Genomic DNA, 23,108 nt, shown 5'->3' with positions numbered 1-23,108 from the left:
AATTGTGGGACAGCAATGGTTTAAAGCCTCCTTTTTATTCGAATTATAAATTTATGTAAGTTGTAGGAATCTTGTGTAATCTAAAGCTTATAGAATGTTGCGAAAACAATAAAATACCCACCAAAGCTTAACAATATCCTTTAATCCCTTCCATATAAACTAGGCATCTGTTGAATGATCTAGGGACACATATCATGTTCACAGATGGAAGAATTAAAACCTATGATGCTGTACGAGGGGTGGGAAGTATTGAATTGGCAAATAATGCGAAGGAACTTAATTTTCAGTTAGATCAATTACCTTCACCTGAAATAGTACCTCAAGTCGGAGAACGACTTAAATTTAGAATAATTGAAGAGCAAAATGCGATTCAACTGGACAATATGGTACGTTTGGATATCAAGAGTCAGGAAGAGTTCGTTTCTGAAGTAGTCGCATTGCCATCTCTAGCTTCTACTACGATAGTTAATCCGGCACGCAATACCATTTTCTTTAGTCCTACACTTTGGTTGATTCTGGTAACAGCAATTGGATTTATGATTTTTGGAGAAATTTAAGTTAGGTTCTCATTTACTAAGATATTTGTCTCATCATTCAAATAAAAAAGCATCTTAAGGTGCTTTTTTTATCTTAGGATTTTAAACGCTTTTTGAATACAATAATTAAAAATATCAAACAATAGAGTGAATTATGTTTTTAGAGGGGAAGATCAAGACCTATAACGAAGAACGAGGTTTTGGTTTTATTGAGATAGCTGGTGAGTCAAAAGATTTATTCTTCCATATTAAAGACTTCCCAAATAAGAACGTGCCACCCAAAGTTGGGGGAAAGTTTAAAGTTTCTCAAAATACAGGATGCAGGCAAGTTTAAAGCAGATCATATTGTTCGTTTAGATATCTCATATCAAAAGACACTTTCAAAAATTGTTAGTCAACATAATGATCTTCAGATCGAAAGAGCAGTACCTTATCATCAGCCTAAAAAGTCAGTTTTATCAAAATTGATTACAGGCATTGGTTTAATCATTATCGTGATACTTTCTGTATTGGTTTATGGAAAATACCAAAACTATAAAATACAAAAGCAACAGCAACTTGAGCATTTAATGCAAGAACAAAAAAGGCTTGTTTCAGAACAACGTGCTGCTTTAGGTGACTTACCAGAACAAGGCCTAAGTGAACAAGGAAGGAAGAATTTAGAGGTATCCACAAATACTCCTATTAGAAGTACTGCCTCATCCACTTCAGTATCTTCACCTTATCGATGTGATGGTAGAACCCATTGTAGCCAGATGCGCTCTTATGATGAAGCAGTATTCTTTTTGCGAAATTGCCCGGGTACTCAGATGGATGGAAATCATGATGGTGTTCCATGTGAAAGACAGTTTAAGGAAGAAATTAGTAAGAGACATTTATTCAGGTAATAAAAAAGCGCCAAAAGGCGCTTTTTATTGAAAGTGAAATTTATGCTTCACAGAATTTCATAAAAGCTTTGAGGCCTGGACCTTGATATTTCTGGCGGTGTACCAGCATAAATAAAGGACGGGTGAGTGACCAGAATGGAGTATTCAGAATCACCAGTTGGCCTTTTTCCTGTAAAGGTTCAATTGCCAGCTTGGAAATACAGGACATCCCTAAACCACCTGCCACAATCTTTAGAATTGCTTCATTATGACCTAGCGTCAGACGGATATTAGCATCTGGAACATCTTGCAGAATGGCATTGTCAAAGACTTCGCGCGTGCCTGAACCTTCTTCACGAAGAATCCATTCTACAGATTTAAAGTCTTCTGCAGTCAGTAGACGGTTTAACTGAGCAAGTGGATGATCGGGAGCACAGCACACCGCGAGTTCATCATCACGCCAATGGATACATTGCAGCTGTGGTAAGTGACAAGAACCTTCAATCAGCGCAAGATCCAGCTGGAACTGGTTGACGGCTTCAATCATCTGGCGAGTATTACCCACCTGAAGTTGCAAGTGTGCCTGTGGCTGAATTTTCAGGAAATCCGCCATTAGGTCTGGCATCAGATAGTCGGAAATGGTCAGGGTCGCACCGAGACGCAAGTCAATGCTTTGCAGTTCACCTTTAGCAGCTTGTTCAAAAGCTTCACAGCGACCAAGAATTTCAAGTGCTTGCGGGAGAAGAAAACGACCTAAATCATTCAGCTGTAAACGCTTGCCTAGACGGTCGAATAAAGGTGCGCCAAGACCATCTTCTAAATCTGCTAAAGCCATACTCGCCGCACTTTGGGTGAGTTTGACTGCATCACTGGCTTTGGTGACGGTACCTTCTTGAGCAACTGCTACAAAAACAGCCAACTGGCGTAGAGTCATGCGCATGAATAGAGCCTTAACATTTAAAAAATATTAATAAATTATGCTGTCATGCTACCATGAGCATAGTCTTTGATGCCACGTTTGAATCATGCCTATTGAAAAATTTAGCTTAGAAAAGGTTTTATCTGTACACCGTTGGACCAATACGCTGTTTAGTTTCACCATGACCAGACCTGCGCATTTCAAGTTTACGGCAGGACAGTTTGCGCGTATTGGCTTGAAAGTGGGGGATGAACTGGTCGTTCGGGCATATTCAGTCGTGTCATCGCCTTTTGATGAAACACTGGAATTTTTTTCGATTGTGGTTCCGGAAGGAAAATTTACTTCGAATTTACAACATCTTAAAGTAAGTGATGAACTCTACTTAGAGAAAATTCCCTATGGCTATCTGACTTTGGCACGTTATCAATTGCCATTACCACAAGATTTATGGCTGCTTGGCACAGGTACAGGTCTGGCACCATTTTTATCCATGCTGCAAGACTTTGAAACCTGGAATAAATATAAACATATTAACCTGGTTTATAGCGTCCGTACGCAAGACGAACTGGCTTATGTCGACCGTATTCAGGAAATTGCCGAGACCTTTGGCGGAGGTCATACAGGTTTTAAATTTATTCCAATCATTACCCGTGACCCTGAAGCAGCACTTCACCATCGTTTACCGATCTTGATTGAAAATGGAGAACTTGAACGGGCAGCAGGACTCCAGCTTAATCCTGAAACCAGTCATGTGATGCTCTGTGGTAACCCGGAAATGGTCGAAGATACCAAAGAAGCGTTAAAAGCACGTGGCCTGACCATGAACCGCCGTGGTGAAGGAAATATTGCGGTAGAGAATTATTGGTAATTCCTTCAGAGTTCCTCCCTTTCTAAAAGGGAGGTTAGGAGGGATTAAAGTTAGATTATTTGCCAGTTCTTGAATCCTCCCCAACCCCTCCTTTGCAAAGGAGGGGCTTTTACCTCTCTCTTACGTAGCAGTGCTGCTTATCGCCTAAAAGGAAAGGGAGTTACAGCCTTTTAAAAGTTAGAAATGGATTAAAATTGAAAAAATATTTTCAAGTTAAAAAGAATCCCCCTAAATCCCCATTTGTTAAAGGGGGGACTTTTATTTTCTTTAGGCACAAAAAAAACCTCCATACGGAGGTTTTTTGCTATTCAGGAATTAATGTACAAACATATCCATAAAGTCACGGATTTCCTGAATGGCAGTATCTGTATCGGTGGTTAACCAGGTCGGCTCAAAGAAACCGGCATAATGTTCGATTCGATCCGCGGGCACAACTAAACGTACCGGACAATCTTCTTCCAGCAGACGCCATGGAATAATCGGAACGTCATTATCTAGCCAGGCCGCCACATTCCGTACATCAATGACCATGGCATTAATGCAGTCCGGAAAAGGCATTACCGACATTTCTTCAGTACGGCGGCGGAAATATTCCAGATCTTGCCAGCGTAGCATAAAGCTAGGTTTGCTAAATTCAATGATTCCAATCAGATGCTGATCACGAGTGTAGTGCAAAGCACATTGATGTGTGACGTCAGTGTCAAGATCAAGCGATACACTCTGTTGACGATACGCCATAAAACTCGGGTGCATGAAAAATAAGGTGGATAATTATAACGTATTTTGTGCAAAGTAGCAGGTATATTGAAAAACGGTATTTTTACAGCATGTTTTAACCCACTTAAAATGTGCTTAAAATTTAATAAAATCATAATGGTATATTGTCTATTTTATAGATAATTCAAATCCTGATAAATCAGCTAAAAACCGCCAGTATTAACTGTCTCGGAAGAGAGTTTCTAACCATAAGAGCATAGTATATTCAGGCTAGAAAATGCCTCTTTTTGAAACTAATACCAAGTTCATCAGACTCATACATATAACTTACATCCATTCACTATCTCACCATCTTTTGTCACAGAAGCCGTGATAACTGCTTGTTATGATAAAAATCTACTTATGAATAAGAAAGAGTGAGAATGGTCATGGTTGATGATTTTAATAAAAAACCACCTTTGCATGATCAGGCAGCAATCACGCAGAAGAAGCGCATTCCTGTCTATATCCTGATTTTGGTCGGTATCTTTTTACTGGCAGTCCTGTTCTATATGTTTGCAGATGTGAAGCCAGATGCGCCTGCGACCCAGCCTAATACACCGGTACCAGCGACTGAAGCCCCTGCCAATAATGGTAGTCCGGCGGCTACTCCAGGCGGTGAAAGCAATGAAGCAATGGCTACCGCAGATGATGCGATGACAGAAGCAACAGCCACTGTAGGCGAAATGTCACAAGATACAGCAGAAGCCACTGCAACTGATGCTCAACAGGCCACCCAATAATTGGAATTGTTAAAAAAAACTCTGGTTAATGACTAGAGCTTTTTTGCAATAGGTGGTGATGTTTTTCAAAGTTCTGTATCTCCAGGCAAGCTAAGCACAGGAAGTTCAAGCTTTATAAGTAATCGGAAAGAGCTAAAGATTTCGAAAATAAGCTCGTGAATTCAGATAAATAGCGTAATAACAAAGAGGGCAGAAAACATGAATGATTATATGAGAGGCCCACGTGGTGGCTATGATGCCATGTACTACTGGGATCAGTTTCATCCAATTCTTAGTGCAATTGCCATATTAGTTCTAGGTTGGATTATTGCATTACTCGTCTCGGCAGGTGTTAAAAAAATCTTGCAAAAACTAGGGACCAATACACACTTAAATGCAGCGACAGGACATCGCTCTAATGTCGAGAGTATTATCGCTCGTGTTGTGTTCTGGATTATTCTGATTATTGCGGTGATCGGGGCGCTTAACGTACTGAATCTGACAGCAGTGAGCGGACCGTTCAGTAATATGATCCAGCAGTTCCTGCTCTTTATTCCACAATTGCTGGCGGCTATTGCTGTGGCCTTTGTTGGATGGATTGTGGCGAATCTGGTCAAAGTCGGCTTGCAAAAAATGCTTGATCGCACTCAGCTGGATGAAAAGCTGAGTGCCGAAGTCGGTGTCAGTCCGATTAGCCAAAATATCAGTGAAATTGTTTACTGGCTGATTTTACTGCTGTTCTTACCAATTGTCTTGTCGATTCTAGGTCTACACGGTTTATTACTGCCTGTGCAGAACATGCTGACGGATGTCGTAAGTTATCTGCCTAATATCTTCATTGCTGCAGTTATTGTATTTGTCGGATACATTCTGGCAAAAATCGTTCGCGGTATTGTCGAAGGTTTGCTCAACAGCTTGAATATTCAACATCAAGCTGAAAAAGTCGGCATTTTCAAAAACTCGAATGTCGCTCAACTGATTGGTTCATTCATCTTTGCAGTCGTAATTATTACGTCATTAATCATTGCATTTGAAGCACTGGGTATCGAAGCAATTTCTCAACCAGCAACTGCAATGCTGTATGAGATCATGAATGCCATTCCAAATATCATTGCAGCTGCACTGATTCTAATTCTGGCTTATGTAGTTTCTAGACTGGTAGCACGTCTGGTAACTGAAGTCGTTGCCGGAACAGGCGTAGATGAGGTTCCAGCTAAACTGGATCTACAACGCTTCCTGGGCAAAACCAAACTATCAAGCTTGGTGGGTTATCTGATTGTACTGTTCACTATGCTATTTGCGGTTTCTGAAGCAGCGGATCGTTTAGGCTTTGAACAGGTAAGTGGCCTGATTGCGATGTTCATCTACTTCGGTGCAAACATCCTGCTAGGTGCTGTAATTCTGGTGATCGGCTTCTGGCTGGCCAACGTAGTTGCCAACATTGTGCAACGCGGTGAATACAACAGTTCACGCTGGTTAGCAAACTTGGTTCGTGTACTGATCATGGGTCTGGTCATTGCAATGGGTCTACGTGCCATGGGCATTGCTGACTCGATCGTGAATCTAGCCTTCGGTTTAACTCTGGGTGCTGTTGCAGTGGCTTTTGCCTTGGCCTTTGGTCTCGGTGGCCGTCAACCAGCAGAACGTGTACTGACTGATTTGATCGATAAAGCTAAACGAGAAGCTAAAGAACCGAATCCTTTGAAAAATGAAACCAATATCATGACTTCAGGCTTAGGTGCTGATGTCGGTGGTACTACAGGTGCAGGCAGTTCAACTACAGGAGAAAATATTGTGCCGAAGCAAGATCAATCACAAGATGACAATACGCCAATGCGTACCAATTTATCCAATAGTACACCAGCGACCTTGACCACTGCACCACAGGATGATGAAGCTTCAGGTATAGATCAGGTGACACCAGATGTAGATCAGGCTGTACCGGATTCGCTTCAAGTTGATCCAATTCATCCACCAGCGAATAATCCATTTGGTTCTACAGGTGAAGAAGAACCGAATGTCGATAGTCATCCAAAAAAAGATGACCCGAATTAACCTGTTCTATCCAAACAAAATCGGCCACACTTGAGTGGTCGATTTTTTTAATTATGAGGAAATCTGAATGAATGCCAAGAAACCGAATAATCTATTAGCACCCTTAGTGATAGCAGGCATTACCATTGGCTTTTTCACGGCTGCTTATCGATTTGTCTTTGTGAAAAGTAAACAGGATGAGCAGGCTGAACGAGAGCTGGATAAGAAAATACCTGATCCAGACGAATTTAACTAAGCCAGAACACTGCTCAGTCACTACACATAGAATTTCTTTTTTAAAAAATATAGAATATTCAAGTGAATACTAAAATGATTTTGGTATTTTTCTTGCATTAAAAATATAAAGAAAAAGGAGATCAATAATATGTGGAAAACATTGCAGCATAAATTTATGACATCTATGGCAGACCGAGTACCATTACATCTGCAGGAAGCGGCTCAGAAAATGCAACTGACGATTGACCGTTTAGAAAATATGGCCAATCTCAACCTGTTTAAAACGGATTATCTCGAATAAGCAAAGTATTTTCTTTTTCCTAGATCATCTCTGTATTAAACATATTCCGATGCGGCATGCGCTGATGACCATGCCCATTGGAAGTTAAAACCTCCCAAATGACCAGTCACATCCAGTATCTCGCCCACAAAATACAAGCCTTTCTGCTTTTTGCTTTCCATGGTTTTAGATGAAACTTCGGTTGTATCCACACCGCCCAAAGTCACCTCGGCTGTCCGGTAACCTTCAGTTCCAGAAGGCTTCAGTTCAAAGCCACTTAAACGTTTGGCAATCTGTTCCAGCTTGTCATCACTAATATTGCCAATGGATGTTTCAGCCACTTCAGGCCAGATCAGATTCTGTAATTCTAGCACTACGCTCTTTGGTAAATGTTCGGTCAACAGTGTGCGTAGCAATACTTTAGGCTGACTCTGTTTTTTAGATTTAAAGAAATCAAACAGGTCGACACTTGGTAAGAAATCGACCTTAAAGCTTTGGCCAACATCCCAGTAATTTGACAGTTGTAGGGAGCTAGGGCCACTTAGACCACGATGGGTAAACAGTAAAGCTTCAGTAAAACTGTTTAGATCATTAGACAGAGTGGCTTCAACTGCATTACCGCTCAGACGGGTGGTGACTTCCTTGAAACTATCTGAGAAAGTAAAAGGCACCAGACCGGCACGGGTTGGATAGACATGATGTCCAAACTGTTTGGCAATCTCATAGCCGATGCCTGAACCGCCTAGAGTCGGAATCGACAAGCCACCTGAAGCAACCACAACCGATTCCACTTCAAAATATCCTAAAGAAGTGGCTACCTGAAATCCATGATCGTCCACAGTATTGACGGCTTTCACTTCGCAGTTGGTTTTGATCTCGACCAGACCAGTCTTGTCACATTCAGACAGTAGCATCGACAGAATTTCTTTAGCACCATTTAAGGTAAATAACTGTCCATGTTTACGTTCTTCATACTCGATGCCATATTCGCAGACCATACCAATAAAATCCCAATTGGTATAGCGGGTCAGTGCTGAAATCACGAAATGCGGATTATGCGAGATGAAATTTTCAGGTTCGACATAGAGGTTGGTGAAATTACATTTGCCGCCACCAGACATTAGAATTTTTTTACCCACCTTATTGGCTTTTTCAACGACTACGACTTTTCGACCACGTTGTGCTGCCATATAGGCTGTCATTAAACCGGATGCACCTGCACCTATGACCAAAACATCGTATTGCTGAACAGACATCACACACTCAAGGGAGAAGAAAGGGGAGCATTATAGACAATTTTATTTCAGCTTTCTCTATTCTTGGAAGGGGCTACCCGAATTACAGCGTGTTAGCGAATATTTATCATAAATAATTTGAAGCAGCTGGCGGATTCATGCATAGTTTTGTTATGCCTAAAAAATAATCACAATGAAAGGAATAATTTATGACGGATACGGCAGCATACAAACAATATAATCTGATCAGCTATATTCTTCATCTACTGGGTTTTTTCTTGGGAATAACCCCATTAATCGCAATTATCATGAATTATATTAAACGTGATGAAATGCGGGGCACCTGGCTGGAAAGTCATGTGAACTGGCAGATTAAAACCTTCTGGTTCAGCTTACTAGGTTATATTCTGGGTGGGCTGCTCACCGTAATTCTGATCGGTTTTGTGATTATTTTTCTGGTCTTTGTCTGGCATGTCTATCGACTGGTAAAAGGGCTGATTGCCTTAAATGAAAATAATCCGATAGGCATTTAAGTTTCGATCAGAACTTTAAGCGAGTTAAATATTTCGACCTTGTAGTCCACCAGTATGCAGGATCAGTAGTTTTGTTTCTGCTGGAAAATAACCTTTTTCAATCAGGTCGGAAATTCCTAACAGCATTTTTCCCGTATAAATATGCTCTAAGGGAATATCATATTCAGCTTCAAAGTGCTGTATAAACTGGATCAGCTCAGGAGTGATTTTGGCATAGCCACCGCAACAATAATCATCGAGAATGGACCAGTTTCTTTTCGTGGTCAGCTTAGCCACATCCTCATTTAGGAAATCGCCTTTTAAGGCAGAAAATCCTAATACCTGTTGCTGAGGCTGGCTGGCTTCAATCAAACCTGTGATCGTGCCACCCGTGCCTACAGCACAGCAGATCACGTCAAATTGTGCATCGCCGTCCTTTAGAATCTCCTGACATCCCCGAATCGCCAATGCATTAGTACCGCCTTCAGGAATGATGTAATGTGCGGGAAAATTTTGTGCTAACGCTTCTAGATAATTAGCGTCCTGTTTAAGTCGATATTCTTCACGACTCACAAAATGTAACTGCATGCCGAATTGTTGTGCTAACGCTAAAGTGGGGTTTAAAGGCTGATGAGCCAGTTCTTCACCCCGAATAATACCGGCACTCTCAAAGCCAAACTGCCGTGCTGCAAACGCCGTTGCTGCAATATGATTGGAATAAGCACCACCAAAAGTCAGTAGCTTTTTGAAGCCAAGTTGTTGTGCTTCCAGAAAATTGTATTTTAGTTTAAAAAACTTGTTGCCGGATATTTGCGGATGCACCAGATCCAGACGGCGTATGGTTACAAGTCTGTCTTTCAGCCAGATGCGCTGGTCTGGAACATGCTGGGCGATTTTTTCAAACATGGTATTTTCATAAGCTAAGAATGAGCAAATTATAGCGAAATTGAATCAGCAGGATGACAGAATCATGAGCTCCTTAAACTAAAAATAAAATTTCGTAGATTGTCACAATTCATATGCTGAAAATTTAAACAAATTTGCTAATCTGAATCTTATTGGGAACTTAGAGGAGGATAGAATAATGAAAATACTATCCTGTACGATTTTAAGCGTATTGCTCTTAGGCTTATCTGGCTGTGATGATCCGCTGAATAAACCTAAAACTGATGCACGAAGCATGATTATTGGCGGAGTGCCGGTGCATGACCATGATTATAAAATGCTTGATTCATCTCTCACCGCTCAAGACCAACTGAAGAAATAGCAGGATTTCGCACAAATATTGCATCATCTGTGTAGAAATATTAAAGCAAAATAAATTATTTTTACTTAAAATAAGCCATTCATTTTAAGTTTGGATGGTCACGTGGAATCATTTTGGATTTTAGGTTCAATTGCCTTTGCCCTCATGTTAGGTGCAATGAGCCCAGGACCGACTTCTATTTATGTAGCGAAAAATTCAATTGCGATCTCACGTAAGCATGGCCTATTTACAGCTTTAGGTACGGGTACTGGGGCGGCTATTTTTGGTCTGCTTGCAGTCCTAGGTTTACAGGCATTCTTGCTGGCTGTGCCATCTGCTTATCTGGCGCTTAAAATTTGTGGTGGTTTATATCTGCTCTGGTTAGCTTTTAAAATTATCAAACATGCCAAAGAACCGATCGATGCAGGCGATGACAGTCAAACTCAGATGTCCTTACGTCGTGCCTATATGACAGGTTTGATTACCCAGCTCTCGAATCCTAAAATTGCCATTGTATTGGCCAGTATTTTTACTGCGCTTTTACCAAAAGAAATTCCAACTTACTTTTACTTTGTATTGCCGGTTTTATGTTTCTTTATTGATGCAGGCTGGTGCTCGCTGGTGGCAGTTGCACTTTCTGCCGAAAAACCACGTCGTGTGTATTTAAAATTTAAAGCCGGTTTTGACCGTGCAGCAGGGGCGGTCATGACCGCGCTGGGATTAAAGCTGATTTTTGGGATGAAGTAATTTTCCAATTATCGCAGACTATAAAAAAGCCCCGATGATTCGGGGCTTTTTTAATTTGGTGCTTAAAAAATATTTTCTTCGGAATTAGCCGAGACCCGGTGAATAGATAAATCCGCACCAGTAAATTCTTCTTCCTGACTTAGACGAATACCGATCAATACTTTCAGTAATCCATAAACCAGAAATCCACCTGCCAGAGCCACTACAATCGCTAGTACGGTACCGAATAATTGTGAAATGAGAGAAACACCGCCCATGCCTCCGAGCCATTGCTGACCGAATACACCGACCGCAATTCCACCAAAAGCACCACATACGCCATGCAAAGGCCAGACCCCTAATACATCATCGACTTTGAGTTTATTTTGGGTATAGGTGAAGAGTTTCACAAAAATCACGCCTGCACTGATCCCGATAAATAATGCACCCAATGGATGTACCACATCAGAACCTGCACAGATGGCCACCAGTCCGGCTAATGGGCCGTTGTGCAAGAAGCCAGGATCATCTTTACCCGCTACTTTTGCTGCAATAGTTCCACCGACCATCGCCATTAGAGAGTTAATCGCAACCAGTCCGGAAATAGCATCCAGGCGTTGTGCACTCATTACATTAAAGCCAAACCAGCCAACAATCAGAATCCATGAGCCTAGAGCAAGGAAAGGGATAGATGATGGTGGATGTGCAGTAATCCGGCCATCATTTTTATATCGACCATTACGTGCACCAAGTAAAACGACTGCAGCCAGAGCAATCCAGCCTCCCATGCCATGCACGACCACAGAGCCGGCAAAGTCGTGGAAGTTGGCACCGAAGGTATTTGCCAACCAGTCTTGAAAACCAAAGTTGCCATTCCAGATCATCCCTTCAAAAAATGGATAAATCAGAGCAACTAAAAATAAAGTCGCTAAAGCCTGCGAACGCATTTTAGCGCGTTCAGCAATACCTCCCGAGATAATCGCAGGAATAGCTGCGGCAAAGGTCAGCAGGAAGAAACAGCGCATCAGGTTATAACCATGATCGGCTGCTAAAGTAGAGGCATCATGGAAAAAATGCTGACCATAGGCAATATAATAGCCCACCAGAAAGTAAGCGATGGCGGATAGGGAAAAGTCAGTGAGAATTTTACTTAAGGCATTGACCTGATTCTTATGGCGAACTGTCCCTAGTTCTAAAAATGCAAATCCTGCATGCATGGCAAGCACTAGAACTGCACCGAGAAGGAGAAATAATAAGTCTATATTTTGCATTGTGCGTTCCAATTTAGTGCATAGAATCACAAAAGAAATCCAGTATATAGAGGCAAACTGATTCGAAAAGAGTTACTAACAAGGGAAATTTTGATAAAGAATTTCTTGAAACTGACAAGACTCGATATAAAGCACAATAGAATTTTATGCACCAAACTAAGACATCATAAGAAAAGATAAAATTTGAATTTATATTTTGTTTTTTAGATATTTAGCTTTATCACAGAAAATGGCGTGTTAAAAATGTGTGCTAAAGGTGCGCATGAAAAGTGAAAGGATTTTTAAGAAAAAATTTAAAAAAATTAAGTGAAAGATAATTTTGAATTGCAAAAGTACATCATGGTTTTAAATTTTAGAAGTTATATAGACTATAACTTAGCTATATCTCCAATAAATAAAACCCTAAAAAATTAGGGTTTCATCCGGAGCTAAAATCTCTGAAGTATTCAATTAATCTTTAAAATGCACAGGAATCCACTGATAGCTCTCTCCATCTTTTGAGTAAATATGACCGATCCCTGGGAATGGTAAATGTGGTGCTGCAATGGTCTGGCCTTGCTTGGCATATTCAGCGAAATGCTTTAAACGGGTTTGCACCGCAGTTTTAGGATCAACATCGAATTCTATGGCTGTTTCAGGTTTGTCGAATTGCAAGGTATGTGAATGGACGATGTCACCGACAAATACGATTTCTTGACCATCTGCTTTGAGTTTAAAGCTGTAATGCCCTGGGGTATGACCAAAGGATGGCTTAAACTCGATCCCACCAAAGGCTAAAGATTTATCAGAAAAGACTTTCACTTTTTTAGCTTTTTCATAGGGTGCAAGGGCTGCTTTAATTTTCTCTACGGTGCCTAAGAAACCCTCCTGCTGGTCTTTCGGTAGTTTTGTAACGGTATTTGGACTTAGCCAGTAGTCATATTCGGTTTTAGAAATATGTAAGGTGGTATTTGGATAATTTGCTGCGCCGTTATTTGAAATGCCACAAACATGATCAGGGTGGAGATGAGTCAGGAAAATGCCACTTACTTGCGTTGGCTGATAACCTGATGCCTTGAGGTTGTTATAAATTGACCCTAAGTGCGCACCAAAGCAGCTTGCAGCACCGCTGTCGACCATGAGTAGTTGATTATCTGTATTAATCAGGAAAGCATTGACTGAAGTCTGTATACCTTTGGCTTGATCGGCATGATATTTCTTCAAAATCTCAGTCTTTTCTGCATCACTTAGGCCTCTAAACATCGATGGATTTAAGTAGTTTGTACCATCGAGCAGGGCAGTAATCTGAGTATTACCAATTTGGTGATGATAGTAGCCGGCGACTTGTTTTGATGAAGCAATTGTTGCAGGTTCAGCAGCCTGACTCACACTTACACTCAAAACAGAAAATGAAAGTAAAGAAGTGAGAAGGGATGTCCTTAAAATATTCATGGCAATTCTTATGGTTGTGAAGTTTATGCTATGTATTAGCATGTAAAGCATGAAAATAGAATATAAAAATATTTACCTTTTTTTAAAGAGATAAGAGAAATTGAATATCTGTACTAGGCATTCAGTTTGAATCTGTATATTGATTTTGTAAGGAAATAAAAGATTTTTTATCTAAAAATATTTTTATAAATAAAATACTTAGATAAATTTCACTTTTATAAAAAAGCCCGTTAACATGGGGTATTGCAAACAGCCTTGGGTATCGCTATGAGTTTTTGGAAAAAGAAAAATAATGCAGCATTTGTATTTTTCATTATTACCTTATATTCATTGCTAGGCTTCGGCATTGGCTATGTCATCTGGGAATTTTTTCTCGATAAATAAGTGCTATCCGATTTATAGATCGACGTAAAAAAGCCTCTAAAGATAGAGGCTTTTTTAATAAGCAATTATTTACTGCATTCAGGCTGAGAACGGTCAATAATTTGAGTGCCTTCTACGCGATAGCCAATTTGGCCTACAAGAAATGCTTGATTTAGTTGAGTGATGACTACATCAGAAAGTGCTACTGCACAACGATCTTTTTCAATTGCACGATCTACTGCTGTTTTGAAATTAGGAATACCTAAAGGGAATAAAATTACTGGAACTTTATCTTCGCCTTTAACGCGTTCGCCTTTAACGAACTGAGTTGAGTTTAGGTTGAAGTTTTTCGTTGAAGCTACAGTCATATCAGCCATACGAACTGAACATCCTGTGAATACAATTGTTGATGCTGCTAAAGCTGAAACTAGTAATTTTTTCATGTTTACCCCGAATAATTCTAAAAATAAAAAAAGCGTTTAGATTCTATAGATATATTTTTTAAAAACAAGAAAATAAATTGTATAAATGTTAAAAAATCTAAAGGTGAAAAACTTCTATTGGCTAAGTATTATTTTATTAGATTAAATAAAAAGCCCCTACATCAGTAGAGGCTTTTCTTCTATCTAAGACCTAAATCTTAAGAAACTTTATCACCCGGTTTAGCACCAGATTCAGGCGAAATCACCCAAACACCGTCGCCATTACCCGCAGCGAGTACCATACCGTTTGAAATACCAAAACGCATCTTACGTGGTGCAAGGTTAGCGACCATCACCACCAGTTTACCTTTCAGATCTTCAGGTTGATAGAACTCACGGATACCGCTAAATACGTTACGTGGCTCAGCTTCACCAACATTCAAAGTCAATTGCAGCAGTTTGTCAGAACCTTCAACGATTGCAGCATCCAGAACTTCCGCTACACGCAGGTCAACTTTGATGAAGTCATCAATATTAATGATTTCAGCTTCGCCCACTTTAGGCTCAGCTTTCTTCTCTTTGGCTTTCTCTTTTTTCTTTTCAGCTTTTGGTGCTTCCGCAGGTGCAGCTAAAGAATCTTTAGAGGCATCGACCATCGCAGCCACAGCTTTCGGATCAACACGTTGCATTAGTGGCTGGAACAACGCAATTTCATGACCAGTCAAGATTTCTGTACGTGAAGCAAAGTCGAAAGAAGCCAGTTTAAGAAAGTTCTGAACCTGAGCAGCCAAGGTTGGTAACACTGGAGCTAAATACACAGCCAATTGACGGAATAGGTTAATACCTACAGAACACACGTTATGAACTTGCTGTTCTTCACCTTCAATTTTCGCTAAAGCCCAAGGTTTTTTCTCATCAATGTACTGGTTGGCTTTATCTGCAAGTGCCATGATTTCACGGATCGCTGCCGAGAATTCACGGGTTTCATATGCTTTGGCAATTGAGTCACCAGCATCAATAAAGCTTTGCACCAGTTCAGGCTCGGCACAAGTTGCACTTAGCTTGTTATCAAACTTGGTATTGATGAATTTTGCACAACGGCTGGCAATGTTGACGACTTTACCAACCAAGTCAGAGTTCACTTTCTGAACGAAGTCATCCAGATTCAGGTCAGAGTCTTCAACCTTGTCAGAAAGTTTAGAAGCAAAGTAATAGCGCAGGTATTCAGGATTCAAGTGCTGTAAATAAGTTTCAGCTTTAATGAAGGTACCGCGAGATTTCGACATCTTCTGACCATTTACAGTCAGGAAGCCGTTCACGAATAAACCGGTTGGTGTACGGTAGTCTGCACCTTCCAGCATTGCAGGCCAGAACAGGGCATGGAAGTAAACGATGTCTTTACCAATGAAGTGATAGACTTCATTTTTAGAATCTTTTTTCCAAAAGTCATCAAAGCTTAAATCTGGACGTTTGGTTTTGATGTAATTTTCGAAGCTCGACATATAGCCGATCGGAGCATCCACCCAAACATAGAAATATTTGTTTGGTGCATCTGGAATTTCAAAACCGAAATAAGGCGCATCACGTGAGATATCCCAGTCATTCAAGCCATTATCAAACCATTCATCCAGTTTGTTGGCGATAGATACGGGTAGACGACCTTCATCACGGGTCCATTTTTGCAGGTATTCACCAAAATTTGGCAGTTTAAAGAAGTAGTGATCTGATGATTTCTCAACAGGAGTCGCACCGCTTAAAGTCGATTTTGGATTTAATAATTCAGTCGCGTTGTAAGTTGTACCGCAAACTTCACATGAATCGCCGTATTGATCTTCCGCCTTACATTTTGGGCATGTACCCTTAATGAAACGGTCTGACAGGAACATGCCTTTTTCAGGGTCAAATAACTGGGTTACAGGGCGAACTGCAATATTGCCGGCTTCACGGTTTTTGATATAGATTTCTGAAGCGCGGGCGCAGTTGGTAGCACTGTGGGTAGAGTCATAATGATCGAAATGCACACCGAAACCGTCAAAGTCACGAATGTGTTCTTTTTGCACATTGGCGATCTGTGCTTCAGGTGAAATGCCATTTGCCTCAGCACGCAGCATGATCGCTGTACCATGAGCATCATCCGCACAGACATACGTCACGTCATGACCCATTGCACGCATCGCACGTACCCATATATCAGCCTGGATATAGCCGAGTAAGTGACCCATATGAATCGGGCCATTGGCGTAAGGAAGGGCATTGGTGACTAGGATTTTACGCACGGATTCACTCTCTCATTCGTATTCATTATGCAATGGGCCATAATTTTACATGATGCAGAAGGGATTACAAAGAAATGCTTTTACAGAAGCCTCAGGAATAAATCAGGCTGAATATTCAGAATACAAAAACTGGCTATAGACGGGTAATTGGCCCGTAAAAATTCGATTGAGATAAGTTGATGCTACTTCCTGCAATCAATAGCAACAACATGTACAGGCTTTGTTGCAGTTTGCTTAATTCATCCACGTCATTGCATGCTTTGTGCTAAAAATTTAGCTGATCATTTTTATTATGACGCCTTAGGAGGGTACTCATGACTCAGAATAACCAGACAAGTACTTCAAAACAGAATCAAGATAAAGAACAACATGCACGAGAGCTGCATGACAAGATTGAACAAGAGCAAAAGCAGAACGAGATTGATAAACAGCATAAGCAGAAACATGAAGAAGTCCTAGAAGCCCAAAAAAATGGTGCTGATGAAAAGTCTGATAATCAGCAAGACTCTAAAGCATCTGGTAATCAGCAGTCAGAGCAAAAAGATGCGTCTAAAAATGACCAATCTAATCATGGTGATCAATCAGATAAAAAAGCTGAAAGTACCAAGATGGATGACTTAAAGGCGAAAGCCATCGCAATTGGTGAAGAGCTATTGCAAAAAGGCGAAAAGATTCTGAATGAGCTAAAAAATGGCAAATCAGACAGCCAAAAAAATGGTGAGCAAGGTTCAGATGATTCTAAAAAGGCACAGGATCATACTTCTGGAGATAAATCAGCGAATCAGACTGACCAGGATCGTATGGCAAATTTAAAAGATGAAGCGCTACACAAGTTTGAAGATACCAAGGTCAAAATTAGTGATTTGGTAAATGAAGCTGCTACGAAACTGAATGAGTTGAAACAGATGGCGGCTGAAACCATGACCAAAATGAAAGGCGATGATCAATCTCAGTCAGATGATTCTAAAAAGGAGGATCAGGATTCTTCTTCTAAGGATGCTAAGGATAAGGACCAAAAATCAGCTCAGACCAATAACAAAGATGATGCTAAAAAGGATCAGGATAAGGCTGATCAATCTGGGCAAAACAAGACCGATCAAGATAAAAATCATAAATAATCATTTCATGTCGAAAACCACTTCATTCAGTTTTTGAATGAAGTGGTTTTTTAATGGATACTATCTAATTAATTTGATTTAAAATTTTAAATATCAATAATATAAAGCAATAAATAAGATGTGATGCTGACTTTATAAATTTTCTTCCCTGTAACCCTTTAAAACCAAGTAAAATAGTTGGAAATCATATTTGTCTTTTGGGCTTGTGAATACAGATTGCTTAACCTGAGCCAAAAACCTCGTTAAACTAAGCTATTCAGATGTCTATCTATATTTTTGGAGTAACCTATGTCCTGGCTTTCTTCGCTTAAATCGGTTTTTTCGCCTTCCAAGGAGGTGAACGAAGAAGCTGTGCAGAACGTACTGCAAAACTATGTCTTGCCAAATTCTAGCAATGCATTGAAAGACCGGATTACACAGGTCAATGTGCAAGGCGAGATTCTGCAAATCACCATTAATACTTATCCGGAAGAAAAAGAGCAGTTACAGCAGATTCATGATGAACTGGCGGATGCGCTAGAGAAATGCGGTATTAAAGAACTAAACCTGCATGTGATTCAGCAAAAGACGGCTCATAAGAAAGAAGGCGGTTGTGGACATCATCATGCAGAAGGCGAGAGCTGTTCCAGCCAGCCGCAAACTGCTGCTTCAAAATCGAATCTGCCACCTGTGGTTGATGCTTCAGGTCATGCAGCTCAAGCAGAAGCTGACCCAAATAATCCGCCGATCCAGAAAGCTGCTCCACAGCAACGTGATGTGCCGAAGCATCCACGTATTCAGAATGTCATTCTAGTCTCTTCAGGCAAGGGCGGTGTTGGTAAATCTACAACGACTGTGAATCTGGCTTTGGCTTTGCAAAAATTAGGTTTGAAAGTGGGGGTACTGGATGCGGATATTTATGGTCCAAGTATTCCGACGATGCTCGGCAATGCTGGCAAGACCCCGATGATCGAAGCCGAGCAGTTTGTCCCACTCGATGCTTACGGTATGGCAGTACTGTCGATTGGGCACTTAACGGGTGATAATAATACGCCGGTTGCTTGGCGTGGTCCTAAAGCAACGGGCGCTTTGATGCAGCTATTCAATCAAACCTTATGGCCGGATCTGGATGTATTGATGATCGACATGCCACCAGGTACAGGTGATATCCAGTTAACGCTTGCTCAGCGTATTCCAGTCACAGGTGCTGTGATTGTGACCACACCGCAAAATGTGGCATTGTTGGATGCAACCAAAGGTATTGAACTGTTTAACCGTGTGCAGATTCCAGTGATGGGAGTAGTCGAAAATATGTCGACCCATATCTGTTCGAACTGCGGTCATGAAGAACAGATCTTTGGTAAAGGCGGCGGTGATAAACTGTCAGAGCAATACAATATTCCATTGCTCGGTCGTCTGCCTTTGAATGCAGTAATTCGTGAAAATGCCGATGCCGGTAAGCCTTCAGTGATTGCTGGAGATGATGCTGCTGAAAGTTACATGACCATTGCCAAGAAAATTGCAGCGAAATTGCCAAAAGCAGAAAAAGATAAAACTCGTATTTTCTAAGATTCTATAGTGAAAAAAAGAGAGCCGAGGCTCTCTTTTTTATGAGGTTTTAGTAGCAACTGTATTTTCTTTTCTTGCCTGAATGATATTAAAGCCAATTGCAATAATCACCATGATGGTGCCGATAATATCGGTCATGGTCTCAGGCACAATCATCATGAGTGCGCCAACCCCCAGGAAGATGCGCCAGAACCAGCTCAGAGCTATTTTAAAATAGCCTTCTACTGCAGCGCCAAGTGCCAGAATGCCGACAATCGACGTCACAGTAATACTTAAAATGACATTCCATGCCGGTAAGGCAAATTCTTTGGCATTCACGGCAATATCTGTTGTATCAATCATCAGCATCGCCGGGTTATAGACAAACAGGAATGGCACAATAAAGCCAGCCAGAGATAGGCGTAGTGCCAGGAATCCAGTCCGCATTGGATCACCACCCGCAATCCCGGCACCGGCAAAGGCGGCCAAGGCGACGGGTGGGGTAATATTGGCAAACAGGCCAAAATAGAACACGAACATATGCGCAACTAGGATTGGAATATCAAAGTTGGCTAAAGCCGGAGCTGCCATGGTTGCGGTAATAATATAGGCAGGAATGGATGGTAGGCCCATACCCAAAATCATCGATGCAATCATGGTAAAAAACAGTGTTAGAAACAGACTGCCTGCACCAATACTCATAATTGAAGAGGTCATTACCGAGCCAAAACTGGTCAAGCTGACCACACCGATAATAATACCCACCACTGCACAGGCAGACATCACAGAGAGTGACTGTTTAGCACCATCTGCCAGTGCTTCCAGGATTTCCTTCGGTCCCATCCGCGTAGATTTTCTAAATGCAGCAACAACGATGGTTAATAAAATAGTATAAACCGCTGCATAGCTGACCGGAATTGACTGGAATAAGAACACCACAAGCGCAATAATTGGAAGTAATAAATGTCCGCGCTCTTTCAGAACTTCTTTGACTCGTGGCAAGTCTGCTTTGGGAACGCCTTTAAGATTATCCCGACCTGCTCTGAAATGGACTTGTGCCATCACACCGAGGTAATACAGTAGGGCAGGCAATACCGCGGCTAAGGCAATCGTGCCATAACTGACACCAGTTGTTTCGGCCATGATGAATGCACTAGCCCCCATGACTGGAGGTAAAATCTGCCCACCTACAGAAGCACTGGCTTCCACTGCACCGGCAAAGTTTTTGTGGTAGCCAATTTTTTTCATCAAGGGAATGGTAAATGAACCGGTTCCTACGACATTGGCAACCGCCGTACCATTAATACTACCCATAAAACCGCTGGAAATCACCGCAACTTTGGCTGGCCCACCTTGCTTATGACCGGCAAGTGCCATGGCCAGATCATTGAATAATTTTCCCATTCCCGATTTCGCCAAAAATGCACCAAACAGGATAAACAAGAAAATGAAGGTGACTGAAGCACCAATGGCTGAAGAATATAAACCTTCAGTCTTCAGATACATTTGCCCGAAAATATCACTGAATGTATAGGGGCGAGTGAGCAAGCGATCCGGCATCCAGTCAAAATGACTGACAAATGGATAGCTTAAGAAAATCAGTCCCAAGATCGGCAACATCCAGCCCATTACCCTTCGAGCAGCCTCAACCACCAATACTACCGTCATAATTGAGAAGACAATGTCCAGTGTATTGGGAATGCCTCCCCGGGTAGTCATAATGGCTTGGTATTCTTTAAACAAATAAAAGAAAGAAGCAAAAGAGGCAATGACCCAAATCCAGTCCGTCCATGCGACCTTTTGCCGGCTACTGGCCTGACGTGCTGGATACAACAAGAAAATCAGCGCCAGACCAATGGATACATGGGCTGCACGTTGAATCAGTTCTGGCAAGGGATTAAAAGTAATATAAAGATGAAATAACGAATAGGATATTGCCAAGGCAGCAATAAACCAGCGAACCGATTTGTTGATCGGATTGCGAGTGACAGATTCACGGTCAAATTTTTCTAATAATTCTTGTTGCTGTTGATCATCCAGTGCTTCGGTCACATTTCTTGTTTCTTGTGGATTCATAGGCAATCATTTAAACCTCTTTTTTTCCATAGGCTGTCTTTTTTTATAGAGATCTGTACCGTGCTATAGTCAGGAAAATCCTGATAAATATTCCAGATCCGATCAGCACTCTCAATACTCTCAATTTTTCCCTGCATTCTGCGTGAAATCACCCAATTGATTTCTTTCATCTTCCGGTTGATTTGCATATGGATATTGCCATCATCCTGTCGAGTAATAGTACCTTGATCAGGTGTACCTGCACCAAATGAAATGAACTGAGTGTCTGTCAGAATGAAATGATCCTTGTCTAGAAAATAACGTTCTTTCCACTGTGTTCTTTCTACCGAATGCATCCAGCTCAGCTGAAAAGATTTCTGGTCAATTTTGCACTGGAAATTTTGCTCTTTCACTTCCACAAAAATATACGAAAATGTCATCCAAACACAGGTAATAAAAAAAGTAGCCAAACTAAAAAGTGCAGCAATCGCTGCACCTTGTATCCATTTCATCAGTTCGCTTTATTCTCATCATAGAATTTTTGCGCGCCCGGATGCAGTGGAGCAACCAGACCTTTTTGTGCACCTTCTAAAGTGATTTCTTTAGCAGCCTGATGCGAATTTGCCAGCTGATCCAGGCTGGAGAAGAACGTCTTGGTTAGCTTATATACATCATCGGTAGACAAATCTGAGCGAACCACCAATGCATTCATGATCGCTGCTGTTGGAATATCTTCAGCATTGCCATAGGTCCCTTTAGGAATGGTCATTGGCAGGAAATACGCCTGATCTTTGGCAATCGCTTTCACTTTATCTGGATTGATGCTGACCAATTGAAGGTCAAAACCCTGTTGCAGTTCCATTAGGGAGGAGTTTGGAAGACCACTGGTCAGGAAGGCTGCATCCAATTTTCCGCCTTTCAAGGCATCCGCTGCTTCGGCATAACCTAAGTAATCTACTTTGACATCCTTATAAGTGATACCAAAACCGTTCAATAGAGTACGGGCATTCACTTCTACACCTGAATTCTGGGCGCCCACCGCAATACGTTTGCCCTTGAGATCTTCAATATTTTTGATACCAGAGCGCTTTGAGGTTACGATTTGCACATAGTTCGGATAAAGCGCAGCGATCTGCTGCACGTTGTCAATTTTAGAACTAAAACTGCCTTGACCATTAATTGCTTCGGTTAAGCTGTCGCTCATGACAAAGGCCATTTCAACTTTGTTCTGTTTTAATAAATTTAGATTTTCGACAGAAGCCCCTGTGGTTTGGGTTTTGGAACTCACGCCGTAGGTCTTGTTATAGATTTCAGCCAATCCTGTTCCGATGACATTATAAGGACCTGAGGCACCGCCTGTCGCAATATTGACAAATCGGGTTTGCAGTTTATCTGCAGCGACACTCTCGCCAGATGCAGCCTGATGATCTGATTTATTTTGTGCATTATCATTCGAGCAAGCAGCTACGCCTGATAGCGCTAAACTCATGACTGAAAGTTTGATCCATTTATTCATATATGACTCCTGATATTATTCTGTAGTTCTTAAAATATAATTAAAACAACAATATACTAAACCGTCTGAATGTTAAAAAAATGTGAATTATCAATTGTTGTCCTTGTACAATTTAACAGCAATTATTTTATCTGAATACCTTTAATAGCATTTTTTTCAAAAATTTATTTTATCTAGGACTTACGCACTATT

25 protein-coding genes are annotated in these 23,108 nt (G+C 41.1%); 14 read left to right on the top strand and 11 right to left on the bottom strand.

Features of this window, described 5'->3' with window-relative positions; translation table 11 throughout:
* Positions 1–194 precede the first annotated feature (194 nt).
* The 3 genes from B3143_RS00115 (at position 195) to B3143_RS00110 (ending at position 1,423) form a co-directional block, all read left to right on the top strand.
* Complete coding sequence (locus B3143_RS00115; protein ID WP_104425828.1) at positions 195–557, top strand: hypothetical protein; 363 nt, start codon at positions 195–197, stop codon at positions 555–557.
* A 133-nt stretch (positions 558–690) separates the two neighbouring features.
* The gene (locus tag B3143_RS15215) at positions 691–870 is read left to right on the top strand and encodes a cold-shock protein (protein WP_376745113.1); all 180 of its coding nucleotides are present in this window, start codon (positions 691–693) and stop codon (positions 868–870) included.
* Positions 821–1,423, top strand: coding sequence for an excalibur calcium-binding domain-containing protein (locus B3143_RS00110; protein WP_376745112.1), 603 nt, complete (start codon positions 821–823; stop codon positions 1,421–1,423). Before B3143_RS15215 ends, B3143_RS00110 begins: the two co-directional genes overlap by 50 nt.
* A gap of 40 nt (positions 1,424–1,463) precedes the next feature.
* On the opposite strand, the gene gigC is transcribed toward B3143_RS00110, so the two are convergent.
* Positions 1,464–2,342: a LysR family transcriptional regulator GigC gene (gene gigC / locus B3143_RS00105; protein ID WP_104425829.1), complete on the bottom strand. Its 879-nt coding sequence runs from the start codon at positions 2,340–2,342 to the stop codon at positions 1,464–1,466.
* A gap of 85 nt (positions 2,343–2,427) precedes the next feature.
* On the opposite strand from gigC, the gene B3143_RS00100 reads away from it, so the two are divergent.
* Positions 2,428–3,189, top strand: a complete 762-nt coding sequence (locus B3143_RS00100) for a ferredoxin--NADP reductase (RefSeq protein ID WP_104425830.1) — start codon at positions 2,428–2,430, stop codon at positions 3,187–3,189.
* A 315-nt stretch (positions 3,190–3,504) separates the two neighbouring features.
* Here B3143_RS00100 and B3143_RS00095 read toward each other — a convergent pair whose 3' ends face one another.
* A complete protein-coding gene (locus B3143_RS00095) occupies positions 3,505–3,927 on the bottom strand; it encodes a hypothetical protein (RefSeq protein ID WP_005237048.1) in 423 nt (140 codons plus the stop codon).
* A gap of 407 nt (positions 3,928–4,334) precedes the next feature.
* Between B3143_RS00095 and B3143_RS00090 the strand changes: the two genes are divergently transcribed.
* The 4 genes from B3143_RS00090 to B3143_RS00075 all read left to right on the top strand — a co-directional run bounded on the left by B3143_RS00090 (position 4,335) and on the right by B3143_RS00075 (position 7,239).
* Positions 4,335–4,688: a hypothetical protein gene (locus B3143_RS00090; RefSeq protein ID WP_034702043.1), complete on the top strand. Its 354-nt coding sequence runs from the start codon at positions 4,335–4,337 to the stop codon at positions 4,686–4,688.
* Between the two features lie 198 nt (positions 4,689–4,886).
* The gene (locus B3143_RS00085; protein WP_286739059.1) at positions 4,887–6,722 is read left to right on the top strand and encodes a mechanosensitive ion channel; all 1,836 of its coding nucleotides are present in this window, start codon (positions 4,887–4,889) and stop codon (positions 6,720–6,722) included.
* 67 nt (positions 6,723–6,789) lie between these two features.
* Positions 6,790–6,957, top strand: coding sequence for a hypothetical protein (locus B3143_RS00080; protein WP_004785046.1), 168 nt, complete (start codon positions 6,790–6,792; stop codon positions 6,955–6,957).
* A 129-nt stretch (positions 6,958–7,086) separates the two neighbouring features.
* A complete protein-coding gene (locus tag B3143_RS00075; RefSeq protein ID WP_286739057.1) occupies positions 7,087–7,239 on the top strand; it encodes a hypothetical protein in 153 nt (50 codons plus the stop codon).
* A gap of 35 nt (positions 7,240–7,274) precedes the next feature.
* Here the strand turns inward: B3143_RS00075 and B3143_RS00070 are convergent, their stop codons facing one another.
* Positions 7,275–8,474: an NAD(P)/FAD-dependent oxidoreductase gene (locus B3143_RS00070; protein WP_286713249.1), complete on the bottom strand. Its 1,200-nt coding sequence runs from the start codon at positions 8,472–8,474 to the stop codon at positions 7,275–7,277.
* Positions 8,475–8,662: 188 nt separating this feature from the next.
* Here B3143_RS00070 and B3143_RS00065 point away from each other — a divergent pair, with 188 nt between their 5' ends.
* Positions 8,663–8,986, top strand: coding sequence for a DUF4870 family protein (locus tag B3143_RS00065; RefSeq protein WP_104425831.1), 324 nt, complete (start codon positions 8,663–8,665; stop codon positions 8,984–8,986).
* 24 nt (positions 8,987–9,010) lie between these two features.
* Here the strand turns inward: B3143_RS00065 and B3143_RS00060 are convergent, their stop codons facing one another.
* Complete coding sequence (locus tag B3143_RS00060; protein WP_286739054.1) at positions 9,011–9,871, bottom strand: 1-aminocyclopropane-1-carboxylate deaminase/D-cysteine desulfhydrase; 861 nt, start codon at positions 9,869–9,871, stop codon at positions 9,011–9,013.
* Between the two features lie 178 nt (positions 9,872–10,049).
* Here B3143_RS00060 and B3143_RS00055 point away from each other — a divergent pair, with 178 nt between their 5' ends.
* Complete coding sequence (locus B3143_RS00055; RefSeq protein ID WP_286739051.1) at positions 10,050–10,232, top strand: NF038215 family lipoprotein; 183 nt, start codon at positions 10,050–10,052, stop codon at positions 10,230–10,232.
* 102 nt (positions 10,233–10,334) lie between these two features.
* On the top strand, positions 10,335–10,958 hold the full coding sequence (locus B3143_RS00050; protein ID WP_286739049.1) for a LysE family translocator: 624 nt from the start codon (positions 10,335–10,337) through the stop codon (positions 10,956–10,958).
* Positions 10,959–11,020: 62 nt separating this feature from the next.
* Here B3143_RS00050 and B3143_RS00045 read toward each other — a convergent pair whose 3' ends face one another.
* A complete protein-coding gene (locus B3143_RS00045; RefSeq protein WP_286739046.1) occupies positions 11,021–12,208 on the bottom strand; it encodes an ammonium transporter in 1,188 nt (395 codons plus the stop codon).
* Between the two features lie 450 nt (positions 12,209–12,658).
* Complete coding sequence (locus tag B3143_RS00040; RefSeq protein WP_286739043.1) at positions 12,659–13,639, bottom strand: MBL fold metallo-hydrolase; 981 nt, start codon at positions 13,637–13,639, stop codon at positions 12,659–12,661.
* Between the two features lie 267 nt (positions 13,640–13,906).
* Between B3143_RS00040 and B3143_RS15210 the strand changes: the two genes are divergently transcribed.
* Entirely contained in the window at positions 13,907–14,023 is a 117-nt protein-coding gene (locus B3143_RS15210) for a hypothetical protein (RefSeq protein WP_373683639.1), read from the top strand.
* Between the two features lie 65 nt (positions 14,024–14,088).
* Here B3143_RS15210 and B3143_RS00035 read toward each other — a convergent pair whose 3' ends face one another.
* Both B3143_RS00035 and metG read right to left on the bottom strand, forming a co-directional pair.
* Entirely contained in the window at positions 14,089–14,445 is a 357-nt protein-coding gene (locus B3143_RS00035) for a hypothetical protein (protein ID WP_034581100.1), read from the bottom strand.
* Between the two features lie 197 nt (positions 14,446–14,642).
* On the bottom strand, positions 14,643–16,700 hold the full coding sequence (metG, locus tag B3143_RS00030; protein ID WP_286739042.1) for a methionine--tRNA ligase: 2,058 nt from the start codon (positions 16,698–16,700) through the stop codon (positions 14,643–14,645).
* Between the two features lie 314 nt (positions 16,701–17,014).
* Between metG and B3143_RS00025 the strand changes: the two genes are divergently transcribed.
* Together B3143_RS00025 and apbC are read left to right on the top strand one after the other, a co-directional pair.
* On the top strand, positions 17,015–17,818 hold the full coding sequence (locus tag B3143_RS00025; RefSeq protein WP_286739040.1) for a hypothetical protein: 804 nt from the start codon (positions 17,015–17,017) through the stop codon (positions 17,816–17,818).
* 288 nt (positions 17,819–18,106) lie between these two features.
* A complete protein-coding gene (apbC, locus tag B3143_RS00020) occupies positions 18,107–19,366 on the top strand; it encodes an iron-sulfur cluster carrier protein ApbC (RefSeq protein WP_286739038.1) in 1,260 nt (419 codons plus the stop codon).
* A gap of 39 nt (positions 19,367–19,405) precedes the next feature.
* On the opposite strand, the gene B3143_RS00015 is transcribed toward apbC, so the two are convergent.
* The 3 genes from B3143_RS00015 to B3143_RS00005 are packed head-to-tail and all read right to left on the bottom strand — an operon-like array spanning position 19,406 to position 22,916.
* Positions 19,406–21,421, bottom strand: a complete 2,016-nt coding sequence (locus B3143_RS00015; RefSeq protein ID WP_175968054.1) for a TRAP transporter permease — start codon at positions 21,419–21,421, stop codon at positions 19,406–19,408.
* Positions 21,418–21,912, bottom strand: a complete 495-nt coding sequence (locus B3143_RS00010) for a DUF1850 domain-containing protein (RefSeq protein WP_286716284.1) — start codon at positions 21,910–21,912, stop codon at positions 21,418–21,420. The genes B3143_RS00015 and B3143_RS00010 overlap by 4 nt, the downstream gene beginning before the upstream one ends.
* The gene (locus B3143_RS00005) at positions 21,912–22,916 is read right to left on the bottom strand and encodes a TAXI family TRAP transporter solute-binding subunit (RefSeq protein ID WP_175968052.1); all 1,005 of its coding nucleotides are present in this window, start codon (positions 22,914–22,916) and stop codon (positions 21,912–21,914) included. The genes B3143_RS00010 and B3143_RS00005 overlap by 1 nt, the downstream gene beginning before the upstream one ends.
* Positions 22,917–23,108 lie beyond the last annotated feature (192 nt).

This window comes from Acinetobacter sp. UBA1496 (assembly GCF_002324975.1).
In the GTDB taxonomy this organism is placed as follows: Bacteria; Pseudomonadota; Gammaproteobacteria; order Pseudomonadales; family Moraxellaceae; genus Acinetobacter; species Acinetobacter variabilis.
The sequence above is the reverse complement of the archived record's forward strand: the minus strand, read 5'-3'. Positions and strand labels throughout refer to the sequence as shown.